This window comes from Actinopolyspora lacussalsi subsp. righensis (assembly GCF_900116555.1).
GTDB classification, from domain to species: domain Bacteria; phylum Actinomycetota; class Actinomycetes; order Mycobacteriales; family Pseudonocardiaceae; genus Actinopolyspora; species Actinopolyspora lacussalsi.
The window spans coordinates 439,267-453,145 of record NZ_FPAT01000002.1; the positions used below are offsets into that span (position 1 = coordinate 439,267).

At 66.4% G+C, this 13,879-nt stretch carries 13 protein-coding genes; 10 read left to right on the plus strand and 3 right to left on the minus strand.

Annotation, left to right across the window (positions count from 1 at the left end):
• Window positions 1–37: 37 nt before the first annotated feature.
• From BM394_RS05480 to BM394_RS05495, 4 genes are all read left to right on the plus strand, one after another.
• Entirely contained in the window at window positions 38–1,702 is a 1,665-nt protein-coding gene (locus BM394_RS05480) for a BCCT family transporter (RefSeq protein ID WP_092974663.1), read from the plus strand.
• Window positions 1,703–2,271: 569 nt separating this feature from the next.
• Window positions 2,272–2,640 carry a hypothetical protein gene (locus tag BM394_RS05485; protein WP_092974666.1) on the plus strand — a complete coding sequence of 123 codons (369 nt, stop codon included), beginning with the start codon at window positions 2,272–2,274 and terminating at the stop codon, window positions 2,638–2,640.
• Between the two features lie 405 nt (window positions 2,641–3,045).
• Window positions 3,046–4,365: a M20 family metallopeptidase gene (locus tag BM394_RS05490; RefSeq protein ID WP_092974669.1), complete on the plus strand. Its 1,320-nt coding sequence runs from the start codon at window positions 3,046–3,048 to the stop codon at window positions 4,363–4,365.
• Window positions 4,366–4,538: 173 nt separating this feature from the next.
• Complete coding sequence (locus BM394_RS05495; RefSeq protein ID WP_092975146.1) at window positions 4,539–5,771, plus strand: amidohydrolase; 1,233 nt, start codon at window positions 4,539–4,541, stop codon at window positions 5,769–5,771.
• Between the two features lie 165 nt (window positions 5,772–5,936).
• Here the strand turns inward: BM394_RS05495 and BM394_RS05500 are convergent, their stop codons facing one another.
• Together BM394_RS05500 and BM394_RS05505 are read right to left on the minus strand one after the other, a co-directional pair.
• A complete protein-coding gene (locus tag BM394_RS05500; protein WP_092974672.1) occupies window positions 5,937–6,143 on the minus strand; it encodes a DUF397 domain-containing protein in 207 nt (68 codons plus the stop codon).
• A gap of 17 nt (window positions 6,144–6,160) precedes the next feature.
• Window positions 6,161–7,030 carry a helix-turn-helix domain-containing protein gene (locus BM394_RS05505; protein ID WP_092928168.1) on the minus strand — a complete coding sequence of 290 codons (870 nt, stop codon included), beginning with the start codon at window positions 7,028–7,030 and terminating at the stop codon, window positions 6,161–6,163.
• Window positions 7,031–7,566: 536 nt separating this feature from the next.
• Between BM394_RS05505 and BM394_RS05510 the strand changes: the two genes are divergently transcribed.
• The 5 genes from BM394_RS05510 (at window position 7,567) to BM394_RS05525 (ending at window position 10,624) form a co-directional block, all read left to right on the plus strand.
• The gene (locus BM394_RS05510) at window positions 7,567–8,007 is read left to right on the plus strand and encodes a hypothetical protein (protein ID WP_092974675.1); all 441 of its coding nucleotides are present in this window, start codon (window positions 7,567–7,569) and stop codon (window positions 8,005–8,007) included.
• Complete coding sequence (locus tag BM394_RS05515) at window positions 8,004–8,234, plus strand: hypothetical protein (protein WP_092974678.1); 231 nt, start codon at window positions 8,004–8,006, stop codon at window positions 8,232–8,234. The genes BM394_RS05510 and BM394_RS05515 overlap by 4 nt, the downstream gene beginning before the upstream one ends.
• An 89-nt stretch (window positions 8,235–8,323) precedes the next feature.
• A complete protein-coding gene (locus tag BM394_RS22315; RefSeq protein WP_139235143.1) occupies window positions 8,324–8,512 on the plus strand; it encodes a hypothetical protein in 189 nt (62 codons plus the stop codon).
• 73 nt (window positions 8,513–8,585) lie between these two features.
• A complete protein-coding gene (gene hisS / locus BM394_RS05520; RefSeq protein WP_092974681.1) occupies window positions 8,586–9,881 on the plus strand; it encodes a histidine--tRNA ligase in 1,296 nt (431 codons plus the stop codon).
• 107 nt (window positions 9,882–9,988) lie between these two features.
• Window positions 9,989–10,624: a hypothetical protein gene (locus BM394_RS05525; protein ID WP_092974684.1), complete on the plus strand. Its 636-nt coding sequence runs from the start codon at window positions 9,989–9,991 to the stop codon at window positions 10,622–10,624.
• An 888-nt stretch (window positions 10,625–11,512) separates the two neighbouring features.
• On the opposite strand, the gene BM394_RS05530 is transcribed toward BM394_RS05525, so the two are convergent.
• On the minus strand, window positions 11,513–11,971 hold the full coding sequence (locus BM394_RS05530; RefSeq protein WP_092928163.1) for a gamma-glutamylcyclotransferase family protein: 459 nt from the start codon (window positions 11,969–11,971) through the stop codon (window positions 11,513–11,515).
• 423 nt (window positions 11,972–12,394) lie between these two features.
• On the opposite strand from BM394_RS05530, the gene BM394_RS05535 reads away from it, so the two are divergent.
• Window positions 12,395–13,798, plus strand: a complete 1,404-nt coding sequence (locus BM394_RS05535; protein ID WP_092974687.1) for an NAD(P)H-quinone dehydrogenase — start codon at window positions 12,395–12,397, stop codon at window positions 13,796–13,798.
• The last annotated feature ends 81 nt before the right edge of the window (window positions 13,799–13,879 follow it).

Here is a 13,879-nt window from a genome sequence, read left to right on the forward strand (position 1 = left end):
ATTGTGTCGATATGCGCTGGAAAGGTGACGTACAGTAATGAAACACCATCTGAAAGAGCACACCAATCCCCCGGTGTTCATCACCTCGGGGATCCTGGTGATCGCTTTCGTGCTTTGGGGCGTGCTCGCACCGTCGAATCTGGACACCGTCTCAAGCAATGTGAATAGCTTCATCACCACCAACTTCGAGTGGCTCTACATCCTCTCGGCCACGTTCTTCGTGGTCTTCGTGCTGGCGATCATGGTCAGTCGATTCGGCACGATCCGGATCGGTCCCCCGGAATCCCGGCCGGAGTACAGCAATCTCGCCTGGTTCGCGATGCTGTTCACCGCCGGCATGGGGATCGGCCTGGTCTTCTACGCCGTCGCCGAGCCGGTCTGGCACTTCGGGAACCCGCCGATCGGTGAGGCCGACACCCAGGCCGCGGCGCAACGCGCGATGAACTTCACGTTCTTCCACTGGGGCTTGCATCCGTGGGCGATCTACATCGTGCTCGGCCTCGCACTGGGCTACTTCGCTTTCCGCAAGGGCCTGCCGCTGCGTCCGGCCGCCGCCTTCTACCCGCTGATCGGCAACTGGGTCTACCGCTGGCCGGGCCACATCGTCGACGTGCTCGCGGTGTTCGGCACGCTGTTCGGCCTAGCGACCTCGCTGGGGCTCGGCGGTAACCAGGTCGGTGCCGGTCTCAACGCGGTGTTCGGCATCGAGAACACCACGATGCTGCAGGTCATCATCATCCTGGCGATCACCGCGGTTGCCGTTGTCTCGGTCATGTTCGGCATCGACAAGGGCATCCGGAACCTCTCGCTGATCAACCTGTGGTTGGCGTTCATCCTGATGCTGTTCGTGTTCTTCTTCGGTCCCACGCTGGACCTGCTGAACATGCTGGCCAGCAACGTCGGCTACTACTTCCAGCACCTGCCGGAACTGAGCTTCCAGACCTTCCCGAACAACGGCAACGGCAGCGCCCAGGAGTGGCAGGCCGGCTGGACGCTGTTCTACTGGGGCTGGTGGATCGCCTGGTCACCGTTCGTGGGTATGTTCATCGCCCGGATCTCCTACGGCCGGACGATCCGCAACTTCATCGGCGGCGCCATGTTCGCCCCGGTCGGTGCCTCCTTCGTGTGGCTGAGCATCTTCGGCAACTCCGGCCTGCGTAGTGTGCTCTCCGGCTCCGAGGACGGTCAGGCACTCGTCGACGCCGGGTTCAACAAGGCGATGTTCGTGCTGCTGGACCAGCTTCCGGTGGCCGACATCATCTCGGTCCTCGCCTCCGTACTCGCGGTCGTCGTGATCGTGCTGTTCTTCGCCACCTCCTCGGACTCCGGCTCGCTGGTGGTCGACATCCTCACCAACGGCGGCGACCCGAACCCGAAGTGGCAGCAGCGACTGTTCTGGGCGATCGCGGAAGGTGTCATCGCCTGCGTGCTGCTCGCCGCCGGTGCGGCCAGCGGTGCCGACGCGCTGAGCGCGTTGCAGACCGCCTCGATCGTGACCGGGCTGCCGTTCTGCATCGTGCTGCTGCTGATGTGCCTGGGTATCGCCAAGGCACTCAGCCAGGAGCGGCCCAACCTGGCCGTGCAGCGTGAGCCCAGCCCGGTGGAGGGCATCCGCAGCAGTGCTGCCAGGACGCGCTCGGGCGCGAGCACCGGTAGTGGTTCCGGTTCGGACGGCTCCGGCAAGAAGGACTCCGACTCCTGAGCCGAGCCCGTTCGCCGAAACAAGCGGGGCTTCCCGGCCGCACCGGCCGGGAAGCCCCGTTTTCTTTTCGAGAGTGCTGGGGGCGGCGTAGGTGGGTGCTTGGCGGAACCTCTCGCACGGCTCTCGCCGCGGGGCCGGCGATATCGGGTAGCGACCTACACAACGCCTCCGGCGTCCTCGCGAGAGCCGCACGGGAGAACCCGCGGTCGGTCCTGCTGCGAGGGTGGTCGGAGTTCGGCACTGCGTCGAAGTGACGCGGCGATTTCGCGGGAAATCGACGGCGCTCGGAGTGCGGGGAGCCGACCGATGTACCTGGGGACCGTGTGGCGGTTTTCACAGGGGCGGTTCCCTCGTCCGGTCGGTTTCCGCCTCGGCTGCACGTTCGAAGCTTTACACGTTCGAGTGACCATTGATGGTCGTTCTGCTCCGATCTGGGGGATTTTTCGCTGAAAAGTCACTCATGGTGCCCAATATGGTGCAATGGTCACACTTAAGAGTGGCCACGGTTGGAGGTTCGGTTGTCTGTTGCGTGTGCTGTCCGAAAGCGACCCACGAGAGCAGGCGATCGTGTGACCGAAGCCACGCGACGCCGCTCGGCGCCGGTGCGCCTGTTCTGCTCGTTGCTGTTCTGCTTCGCGATCCTCCTCGCGGGGCAGTCCGGAGTCGCGGTGGCCGTCGAATCCCAAGTCCGTCCGGTGGTGGCCGAGTCCGCCACCTCCGAAAGTCCGAGCCGCGCAGCGCGCGGCGTCGCGTCGCGTGAGGACGGTCACACGTTGGCGCAGTCGGAGGGGAACTCGCCCTCCGACGATTCCGAGGGCGAGCAGGACCGCAGAACCGTGATCGGCGCGCTCGGTGTCGTCCTCGTCGTCGGGGTGCTGTTGCTCCGCCGCAAGCGCGGCAAGCAGTCGCTCATGGTTCGGTGGCGCAAACGCAGCTGAACCCCCGCTTAACGGAACTCACGGTCTGTTTTGCGTGAATTTTCCGTCACTTGGACTAGACCTGAGCGAAATCCTGTGGGAGTTTCACAGTCGACGGATCGCGTGGCGAACCGACGACACTGTGACGTTGTCGGAATTCGCCTCTCGACTTCGGGCACTGGCCCGGAGAAGTGGGTCGGCGCCGGGAAGCCCCCCGACCGGTGCCGATCCACCCGACACCCCCGGCCCACAGCGCGCAGTCGCCCGATGGCGCCGCTCGTTCACCGTTGGCCGTGTGACGGCTTCGTCCGGTCTTCGGTCCCCCTGAACTCCTTCACCCGTTCGGCGCGCCGAAGCGACCGGTGAGCTATCCGAGGCGCGTCCGAGGCGGCCACGAGTGCTCGTATCCTGCACTATGGGTCGCAAATGAGTACCGAATCCCCGCACAACAGTGGTCACGACACGGTTCGTCCGGCGAGGGAGCCGCTCGGTTCCGCCGGGCCGGAACCATCGACGGGTGACCCGGGCCTCGCTTCGGCGTGGCGCGCCGCGGTGGACGAGTACCGGGCCGAGCTGCTGGGGCTGTCACACGATCTCCACGCCGACCCGGAGGTCAGTTTCGCCGAGCACCGTGCCGCCGAAACCGTCGCCGGGACACTCGCCGCGCACGGTTTTCACGTCCAGCGACCGGTGGCCGGGCTCGACACCGCTTTCACCGCCGATTACGGCTCCGGGGAGTTCGTCGTCGGGCTTTGTGCCGAGTACGACGCGCTGCCCGAGGTCGGCCACGCCTGCGGGCACAACATCATCGCGGCCTCCGCCGTCGGGGCCGCGTTGACGCTGGCCGAGGTCGCCGAACGACTCGGAATCACCGTGCGTGTGCTCGGCACCCCCGCCGAGGAGATCGGTGGTGGCAAGATCACGATGCTGGAGGCGGGGCTGTTCGATCCGCTGGCGGCCGCTCTGATGATCCACCCCAGTCCGGCGGAGGTGTGTGCGCCGCGTTCGCTGGCCATCACCGATCTGCGGGTCAGCTACACCGGGCGTGCGGCGCACGCGGCCGCGGCTCCGGAACTGGGGGTCAACGCCGCGGACGCGCTCACGGTGACCCAGGTGGCCGTCGGTCTGCTGCGGCAGCATCTGGAAGCCGGTCAGATGGTGCACGGCATAGTGACCTCCGGAGGGGCCGCGCCGAACATCGTGCCCGAGCGGGCCGCGGCCGAGTACAACCTGCGAGCGGCCGATCCGGAGTCGTTGGCCCGGTTGGAGGACCGGATACGCGCCTGCTTCGAGGCGGGGGGCACCGCCACCGGCTGCTCCACGGAAGTGGTGCGTGTCTCGCCCGTCTACACCCAGCTGTCCTCCGACGAGTGGCTCGCCGATGCGTACCGCCGCGCCGTGGTCGACCTCGGTCGTGATCCGGTCGCGCGTGCGGCGGAACGCGAGGGTGTGATCGGCAGTACCGACATGGGCAACGTGAGCCTTCGGATACCCGCCGTGCATCCGATGATCGCTCTGGAGTGCGGGGATGCGGTCAATCACCAGGCCGAGTTCGCGGCGGCGTGTGCCTCACCCTCGGCCGACAGAGCCGTTCTCGACGGTGCCGCCGCGCTCGCGCGCACCGCGGCGGCTGCCGCTCTCGACGGGGACCAGCGAGAGCGCTTGCTGGCCGCCGTCCGCAATCGAACAGCTTCCGGGTTTCGACGGTTGTCGAACCGATTCTTCGCGTCGGGAGGCGTGACGTGACCGCGTTGGATTCGCTAGGTCCGAACACCCACGGTGGTAACTCCGTGGTCGACCATCCACCCGCAGACCCGCTCGCCGAGGAGGACGCCGCGCGGGCACCCGGTGACGGCGGTGACAGGTCATTCCGGGCGGACTCCACGACCGCGGTCGTCCCCAACGGGCCGGAACGCGCCATGAGCGAGACCATCGGTCCTGTGCGATCCGGGGTTGCGGATCCGGGACAAGGGCGCGGGCCCGCCTGGCTGGACGAGTGGATGGCCGACAACTCCGATCTCGTCGTGGCCTGGCGCAGGGAGCTGCACTCCAACCCCGAGCTCTCGCGCGCCGAGCACCGCACCACGAGGTTGTTGGTCGAGCAGCTCGAATCGCTCGGTCTCCGTCCCCGCAGACTGCCGGTCGGGACCGGGCTGATCTGTGACATCGGGCAGGAGACCCACGTCGCCCGCACGATCGCGCTGCGTGCCGACATCGACGCGCTACCGCTCACCGAATCCACCGGTCTGCCGTTCGCCTCCAACACCGAGGGCGCGGCGCACTGCTGCGGCCACGACGCGCACACCGCCGTGCTGTTGGGGACCGCGATGGCGCTGGCCTCGGCTCCCGGCGCGCTGCCCGGCCGAGTGCGGTTGATCTTCCAACCCGCCGAGGAGGTCATGCCCGGTGGCGCGCTGGACGTGCTCGCCGCGGGTGGGCTCGACGGTGTCGACCGGATCTTCGGGCTGCACTGCGACCCGCGGTTGCCGGTGGGAACGGTCGGGACTCGCATCGGAGCCCTCACCTCGGCCAGCGATCCGGTGGAGGTGCGGTTGACCTCGCCGGGCGGTCACACTTCCCGGCCACATCTGACCGCCGACCTGGTGCACGCGTTGGGGACGTTGATAACCGGGTTGCCGACGCTGCTCTCGCGCAGGGTGGATCCGCGTACCGGGACCGTGCTCGCCTGGGGCGCGGTGCGTTCCGGGGAGGCACCCAACGCCATCCCGCAGGAGGGGACCCTGCGCGGCACGCTGCGCACCGCCGACCGTGACACCTGGGCCGAGCTCGGTCCGCTGGTGCAGGAGCTGGTCCAGGGGTTGCTGGCCCCACTCGGGGTCGGTTACGACCTGCAGCACCGGCGCGGTGTGCCGCCGGTGGTCAACGACGCGGAGAGCACCCGGCTGATGCGAGCGGCCATCGGTGAGGCGCTGGGGGAACAGGCGCAGAGCGGTACACCGCAGTCCTCCGGAGGTGAGGACTTCGGGTGGTACCTGGAGCACGTGCCCGGCTCGTTCGCCCGACTCGGGGTGGCGGGTGAGGGGATGCCGGCCAACGACCTGCATCAACCGAACTTCGTACTGGACGAGCGCGCGCTGTTCGTGGGCGTTCGGACGATGGTCCACACCGCGTTGACCGCGTTGCGGGAGTAGGGAAATCCACCTTCCACTGTCTCCTGTGCGGATGGTGCTTCGTCCCTGATTTCTGTCCTGGAGTATCGTTTTCCTTGCGTCGACGAGCTTTCCCTGGGCAAAACGGCCCGCTTTCGGTTTACGCGTGGGGAATGCCGGAAGCGGGCCGTTCCCGTTCGAGCAGGCTCAGGTGAGACCGTTGTTCTCTCGCTTGATCGCACCCAGGAACGATGCCCATTGGCCGCTGCCGAACACGAGCGTGCCGCCGTCGCGGTTCTTCGTGTCGCGTACACCGGCGAAGCCGGGCACGAGTGCTGCTTCCACACAGGCATCCTGTGTTTGGCTGCGACTGCTCTTGAACCAGTGAGCGCCCTGCAAGTCAGGCTTGTGCACGGTGTGGGACCTTTCGCTTATGTCTCGGGGGCATACGACTGCTCGGCCACTGAGCGGATCAGTTCCAAGGATTCCCTGGGGCCCACTGCGGCGGCTTGCAGTCGGTTCCACAAACTAACGTAGTCGCTCACGGCTTCCTTGCTGTCCAGGTATCTCGCATCGTCGAATGATTCGACGTAGACGAAGTCCAGGTCGGGTGTGGTACCAGGTGAGGGGATTGTCAGGATCGTGAAGTCGTAGCTGATCGCTCCCGCGTACGTCTGAGCGTCGAAAGGTATGACCTGCATGTGGATGTTGTCTTCCAGCGCCAGGTCGTACAGATAGTCAAGCTGCTGTCGCATGACCCCGCGATCGCCGATCTGCCGACGTAGACACGACTCGGAGAGTACGAAGGATGCCGAGGGTGGGGTCGACCGGGTGAGGATCGACTGCCGCTCCAGTCTGGCGGACACCGCCGCGTCCACATTGCTGTCATCGGCTCGTGGCGAGGACGTCTCCAACGCTCGGATGTATGCCTCTGTCTGCAGGATACCCGGCATGATTTCGCCACGAACCTGACGTATGTCGCTGGCGTCGGTCTCCAGGTCCACGTACTGCCGGAACCACTCGGGGAAGACCGACCGGTAACCACCCCATCTGCCGCGTGCGCTCCGGGTGCGTGCCAATTCGAGCAACCAGTCCTTGTGTTCCTGCGTGTCACCGTACTCATCGAGTAGCAACAGCAGATCGCCCTTGGTGATACCGGATTGGCCCAGCTCCAAGCGGCTGATCTTCGTGGTTGCGCAGTCGAGGATGCGTGCGGCATCCGCCTGTTCGAGGCCTGCCGCCTGACGGGCGTGGCGTAGTTCGTTGCCGAGCTGCAACCGCCTGACCGTGGGTGTGGCCATCCGTGTCCTCCAGGGGTGCCGAGTTTCTGCCGGGCACATTATCGATCACCGCACTTGCGGTTCGACGATCACCCTTTAGGAGTATCCACAAAGTAGGATTGCAGATTTAGCATCCTATAAAGGAAGCCTGCTTTAGTGAGGCTACATTGGAGATGCACTTTAATGCTTCTGCTGGAGCAGTGTTGATCGGTTACCCGGTGTTGCTCTTGGCCGCGGTCGTCGTAGCGGTGTGGCTGGTCATCGACGTCGGCCGTGACACGTGGGGCCGGTGAGTGCTGTGCAGATCGTGATGTTCGGAGTCATCATCTTTTCCGCGTTCCTGCCTTGGGCAGTTGTGATCTACGACCTTGAGTCCATGCGCACTTGGCGGGCTGTTCGCCGCGCGCGGCGAACGACCCGCGCTATGTGGGTGCGCTACCCCGAGGCCCGACCCGCGCATGGACACCTGCCCTCCCAATACCCGGACAGCGGCGGACAGGTCATACCTCCGGTGGCCGGAGGAGTAACAGGGATGGTCGCTGAGAGACGGGGGCTCGATGAGCGTGATCTTGGCGCGCCTGCACGAGCGTCAGGCACCCGGCGCTCAGATGGTGCACATCTTCGCTGCTGAGCAGGACTCTCCGGATGGCATGCGCAAGGCGTATTGCGGATTCACCGCGCATTACTCGTGGCTGAAGAGTGTCAGCGGGTTGGCGGGCATGCCGTGCGAGCTGTGCCTGCTCGATGCGCCGCTGAAGGTCGCCGAGACGTCGGCCGAGGTGATCGAGCTGCCGACCGAGATCGACATGGCGGGGCCGCTGTTCGCCATTGGGTTGCGCGGCGAGCGCGTGTGGCACGAGGTGCCAAGTGATCCGATCGTCGGCGACTACGAGAGTCGCTCGGTCGTGCTCACCGTCTGTGGCTGCATGGGTTGGCTCATGCCCGGCGATCCGTATCTCGATTGGAGCAGGTGTCGAGAGTGCGACGAGACACGATGAGCGAGCGCGAGTGGCGGCAATCCGGCCTGGATGGGTTCAGTCACGGATTTCGCGCCGAGGGCGGCTGCGTCCCTTCCGCTGATCGCCACGTCTCCGAGGAGACCGATCCGGTGGAGTGCCTGATCAGTGAGTGTGGCGAAGTACTGCCGCTGGCGTTCGTGATGCATCACGACGGCGGACAGCGATGCGCCGCGTGTGCGCGTCTCACGTGCTTGTCCGGCTCGTGACGTCTACACGAACCAGATCGACCAGAGCCCGGCCTACCGTCGCTGCCCCGACCTTCGGCGGTGGGCCGGTTCCATTTCGAGGACGACTCATGCCCGAACCGCGTGGCTACATGCTGGCTATGAGTGGTGACCTGAACCCGGACCTTCTGACTCGTAATCATTTCCGTCCGGGCGCGGACGTGGCCGGGTCGCAGAGTAGTGAGTGGTCGTCCCAGTGGGCTCCGCCCGCGCCTGAGCTGCTGCGAGAGGTTCTGGACGGGTTGAGCGAGCTCACCTGACGCACCGTGCTGTTGGAGGCGACCGTTACGCTTAGTGCGGACCCGTAGTCATCGAGTCGCCCGAAGGATCACCGTGAGCGAGTACCTGTCCACCGAGCCCTACCGTGGAACCCGCGACTTCCTGCCCGACGAGATGTCGGTGCGCACTCAGGTGTTCCATCGGCTCTACGAGGTACTCGAACGTTACGGCTACCAGCGCTACGACGGTCCACAGTTGGAGCCGGTCGAGATTTACGAGTCCAAGTCCAGCCAGGAGATCGTCAATCAGCAGCTCTACACGCTGACCGATCACGGTGGGCGACGGCTCGCGCTGCGCCCGGAGATGACTCCTTCGGTGGCGCGCATGATCGCGGGCAACGCGGGTTCGCTGACCTTCCCGGTGCGCTGGTACAGCCACCCGAACTGTCACCGCTATGAGCGCCCCCAGCGCGGGCGCGTGCGTGAGCACTGGCAGATCAATGTCGACCTGTTCGGCTCGTCCTCCACGGCGGTGGAGGTGGAGTTTTTGGAACTGATTCACGACATGATGGCCAGCCTGGGCGCGAGCACCGACATGTGGCGGTTGAGGGTCAGCGACCGAGTGCTGCTGGATGCGCTGCTGACCCACATCGTCGGCGTTCCGCACGACAAGGTGCGCGAGACCGCGAACCTGCTGGACCGCTGGGAAAAGGTCAGCGCCGACACGCTGGCCGAAAGTGCCACCGAGATCGGCCTGTCGGAGGAACAGTTCGCCCGGCTGGCCGAGGTCGTCAAGGACGGTCGCGCCGCGATCGAGGAACTTCCCGTTGAGGTGCGCAACCAGTCCCGACTCATGCAGGTGCTCGACACGAGTGCGGCCGAGCTGATCGAGTTCGATCCGTTGATCGTGCGCGGGTTCGACTACTACACCTCCACGGTGTTCGAGGTGTTCGACACCGACCCGAGTAACCGCCGGTCGCTGTTCGGTGGTGGCCGCTACGACAACCTGGTGGGCCTGTTCAGCAACAAGGAGATCCCCGGCTTCGGGTTCGGGATGGGTGACGTCACGATCATCGACTTCCTCGACACCCACGGCCTGCTGCCGCGGCCGCGTACCGATGTGGATGTGGTGGTGATCCCCACAGAGGGACAGTTGTTCGATCCGGCGCGACGCGCTGCTCGGGTCCTGCGGGACGCGGGCCTGCGGGTCACCACGCCGCTGGATACGCGCAAGCTCGGCAAAGAGATCCAGCGCGCCGACAAGGCCGGTGCGCGAGCGGTGGTCATAGTCGGTCCGGATGACTGGGTATCCGAATTGGTCACCGTGCGGGATCTGGCCAGCGGGGAGCAGCATCAGACGACGTTGCACGCGCTGGATTCGTCCGTACGGGCGATCATTCCGTCCGAGTGACATTCGTTTGCGAGCGTATGACCCACGATCGGAGTCTGGGTTGAAAAATAGGTTCCTATTTAAGCTGTTGCGGTATCAGGATTACCGAAAAGTGAGGGTAGGTTCCCATGCCCCTGAGCGGTACCCAGTTCCTCAACGGCATCGCAGAGCACGGTATCCCCGCGAGTTGGGACGAGTTCGGCACGTACATGTCGCAGGACGGCGCGCTCGTGACTCATCTCGTCGCGGCGGTGCGGGAAGTCCACAACACCGGTAGCGATCAGGCGCGGGACGCCACCCTGCGCCTGTTCGATGAGAAGCGGGGCAACCTGGCCGCTGCCCGGAATCTGCTCGCCGACCGGATCGTGGCGTATCGCGAGTCCGGTCGGTGGGCGGAACTGGACGCGGTGGTGCGATCGGCCGATGTGGATCAACTCATCGACAGCATGCGTGTTCACTTCGGCTTGCACCCGTTCCCCATCGCGCTGGAGTCGGTGCGCTTCAACTTCGAGTACGTGCGCCAGCACGGCTTCGAGGCGTTCTACCGGATGACCGATGAGTACCTGTTCGAGATCGAACGCCTCACCACCGAGGCCCGGACGGCGTTCGAGACCGAACCGATTGGCGAGAGTTTCCCGCCGTTCTGGCTCTACAAACTCGACATGGTGAGTACGGAGGTTCCGTCGCATTGCCACATCTGCCAGAACCTGATCACCTTCGCCGAGCGCGCGCTGGATGATGATCGCGGCAGTTCTTTCGCGTAGAGTGCGATGAACAGGGCTTCGTTCTTGCTGCGATCACACGGAACCCTTGATGTGGAGTAGTCGCTCTCCGATCCGTTGTGCAGGCCGGACCGGGATCCTCGTAGCGGATTCCTCGTCGCACTGCTCGCTGCCGGGTCGTACCGGGTTTCCCTGCGAAATCACCCGTCCGGGGTGTATCACCGCGTGCCGTTCGGCTCTCTTGTCGGTATGAGCGAACGAACGGAACTAATCCCGTCGCGAGACCGGTGCGATGCCGAGCTGCTCGCGGCCGTGCGTGCTGCCGGGGCGTTGCCCCGGGGTCGGCTACGCGCCCGGTTCGGGCAGCGGCGACTGAGCGCCGCGTTGTCCCGTGGAACGGTGGCCGCGCAGTGGCCGGGAGTGCTGGTGCCTGCCGAGTCGCTGCACCAGCCGCGCACCCGTGCCCTGGCCGCGCTGTTGTGGGGAGCGCCCGGGGCGGTGCTGTCGGGGCCGACAGCACTCGCGGTGCACGGCTGTGCTCCCGTTCCCACCACGACGTACCTGACCGTTGTCCACGACAGGCGGCCCCCGAGGGGAAGCGGACTCGTGGCCCGGCAGAGCCGGGTCCGCGAGTCCGAGGTGGTGGAACTGGACGGGCTGCGCACCCAGGTGCTCGACGTCGCGCTGACCGAGGTGTTGTGCACGGCGGGCGACGCGACGTTCGCCTCGGCGTGCCTGCGGCGGACGCTTTCGGCGATGACGCCCGCCGCGGCGCGCCAGCTCGTCGAGCTGGTGCGGCGGCGCGTCGCCATCAGGGCCGACCGGCGCGGCACGCGCCGTGCCCTGGCGCTGCTCGCGGCCTGTCGCCGGGTCGACGGCCGTGCCGATGACCGGACCGCCGCCGAGGGGGTCGCCGAAGAGGCGGAGGGCTCAGCGAGCCGGGCCGGTGTTGCTGCAGGGCAGGGTGCGCAGTTTGGTCACGTAGTCGTTCGGCGCTCCGGCCCGCTCGGCGGCCTCGGCGATCAGTCCCAGGTAACGCGCGGAGGGCAGACCGCCCTCGTAGGCGTCGAGCACGTACAGCCAGGCGAGTGTCGGACCGTCCAGGGTGTGGATCCGTAGCCGCAGCTTCTTGTGCAGTCCCAGGTCCGAGCCCTCCCAGCGGTCGAGTTCCTGCTCGTCCTCGGAGCTGACGTCGTAGAGCACGGTGAAAACCTGCGCCTCCGGCTCCTCGACGATCGTCGCGAGTGCCCCTTCCCAGCCCACGTCCTCACCGCCGAAAGTGAGCCGCCAGTCCATCAACCAGCCTGTTCCCGTCATGGGCGAGTGGGGAGCGCGTTGCAGCATCTGGGTCGGATCCATGTTGGATCCGTAAGCGGCGTATAGCGGCACGGCTCACAGGATAACCACGCCTCGATCCGTTGTCCCCTCAAGCTGACCGTGCTCGGTTCGCTACTTCGTGTGCTCGTGTGACACGCGGCTTCCGGCGGGTACCGGTGGGCCGCGCGAGCGGGGTGGCGGCGTACCGTTGGGCCGGCGGTTGCGAGCCCGGGGCGAGGGGTGCGAAATGGTCTCTACCAATTCCGGGCGAGGGCGACTCCGTCCCGCACGGCCGCGAGTGCACCCGAGTGCCGTGGCCGCCGCGTGGTGCCGGACGACGGTTCGGAGCGCGAGCAGCGCGGAGCCGAGAACACGGTCCTGTGAACGTGCCTACTCGATGTCGGTCCTCCCGGAGCGAGAACCGGTGGGAGGTTCCGCCAAGCAAGTACCCCGGCCAACCCGGGGTGGCAAAGTCCTATGAGGAGGTAGAGCGAAGTGTCCCGCATCGTAATCATGGGAGGCGGGCCCGCGGGCTACGAGGCCGCCCTCGTGGCCGCCCAGAACGGGGCTGACGTCACGCTGGTGGAGGCCGAGGGACTGGGCGGAGCCTGTGTGCTCTACGACTGCGTGCCGTCGAAGACCTTCATAGCCTCCGGGGGCGCTCGCTCTTCCATCCGTGATGTGCAGGAACTCGGCATTCGGGTCAAGGAAGGTGCCGCGGACGTGGACACGGCCGTGGTGCACGGCAGGGTCAAGGGGCTCGCGCTGGCGCAGTCGGCCGACATCCGTTCCCGGGTCCACCGGGAGGGCGTCCGGATCCTGGGTGGCCGTGCGCGGTTCGTCGACGAGACGCTGGGACTGGCGCAGCACCGGATTCGGGTCGACCTCAGCGACGGCGGGCAGGAGGAGCTCGTCGCCGACTCCGTCCTGATCTCCACCGGCGCGACACCGCGCGTGCTGCCGGGAGCCCAGCCCGACGGCGAACGTATCCTGACCTGGCGACAGCTCTACGATCTGCCCGAACTCCCCGAACACCTCGCGGTGGTGGGTTCCGGCGTCACCGGCGTCGAGTTCGCGTCCGCCTACGCCGAGATGGGCGTGAAGGTGACGCTGGTCTCCAGCCGTGACCGGGTGCTGCCGCACGAGGACGCCGATGCCGCCGCTGTGCTGGAGGAGGTGTTCTCCGAGCGGGGAGCCAGCGTGGTCAAGCACGCCCGCGCCGATCGCATCGACCGCACCGAGTCCGGGGTGCTGATCCACCTCAACGACGGGCGTCAGATCGAGGCCAGCCACGCGTTGATGACCGTGGGATCGGTGCCCAACACCGCCGACATCGGGCTGGATCGCATCGGTATCGAACCGGACCGTGCGGGTTACATCCCGGTGGACCGGGTGTCCCGAACCAGTGCGACCGGCGTCTACGCGGCCGGGGACTGCACCGGCGTGCTGCTGTTGGCCTCGGTGGCCGCGATGCAGGGGCGGATCGCGATGTGGCACGCGCTGGGCGAGGGGGTCACCCCGATCAAGCTCAAGACGGTGGCCGCCAACGTCTTCACCCATCCCGAGATCGCGACCGTCGGGATCAGCCAGCAGGCGATCGAGTCCGGCGAGGTTCCCGCTCGAAGCGTCGTGCTGCCGCTCTCCGGTAACCCCCGCGCCAAGATGGAGGGGGTTCGCCGCGGCTTCCTCAAGGTCTTCTGCCGTCCGGCGACCGGTGTGGTCGTCGGTGGTGTGGTCGTGGCCCCCAACGCCAGTGAGCTGATCCTGCCGTTGGCGCTGTCGGTGCAGAACCAGGTCACAGTGGAGGACCTGGCCAACACCTTCTCGGTGTACCCGGCGCTTTCCGGGTCGTTGACCGAGGCGGGGAGGCAACTCATGCGCCACGACGATCTGGATTAGTGAGAGTCGGTGCCGCGCTCTCCGCAGCTGGTTGCGTGGCGGAACCTCACGAGCCGTCTCGCTGCGGGAGCCTCGACATCG

Bases quoted from the DNA above. Each gene is read 5' to 3' on its own strand.
- BM394_RS05515 (WP_092974678.1), top strand. From the start codon at position 8,004: ATGAGCGAGCGCGAGTGGCGGCAATCCGGCCTGGATGGGTTCAGTCAC.
- BM394_RS05510 (WP_092974675.1), top strand. From the start codon at position 7,567: ATGAGCGTGATCTTGGCGCGCCTGCACGAGCGTCAGGCACCCGGCGCT.
- BM394_RS05490 (WP_092974669.1), top strand. From the start codon at position 3,046: ATGAGTACCGAATCCCCGCACAACAGTGGTCACGACACGGTTCGTCCG.
- BM394_RS05495 (WP_092975146.1), top strand. From the start codon at position 4,539: ATGAGCGAGACCATCGGTCCTGTGCGATCCGGGGTTGCGGATCCGGGA.
- BM394_RS05505 (WP_092928168.1), bottom strand. From the start codon at position 7,030: ATGGCCACACCCACGGTCAGGCGGTTGCAGCTCGGCAACGAACTACGC.
- BM394_RS05480 (WP_092974663.1), top strand. From the start codon at position 38: ATGAAACACCATCTGAAAGAGCACACCAATCCCCCGGTGTTCATCACC.
- BM394_RS05525 (WP_092974684.1), top strand. From the start codon at position 9,989: ATGCCCCTGAGCGGTACCCAGTTCCTCAACGGCATCGCAGAGCACGGT.
- BM394_RS22315 (WP_139235143.1), top strand. From the start codon at position 8,324: ATGCCCGAACCGCGTGGCTACATGCTGGCTATGAGTGGTGACCTGAAC.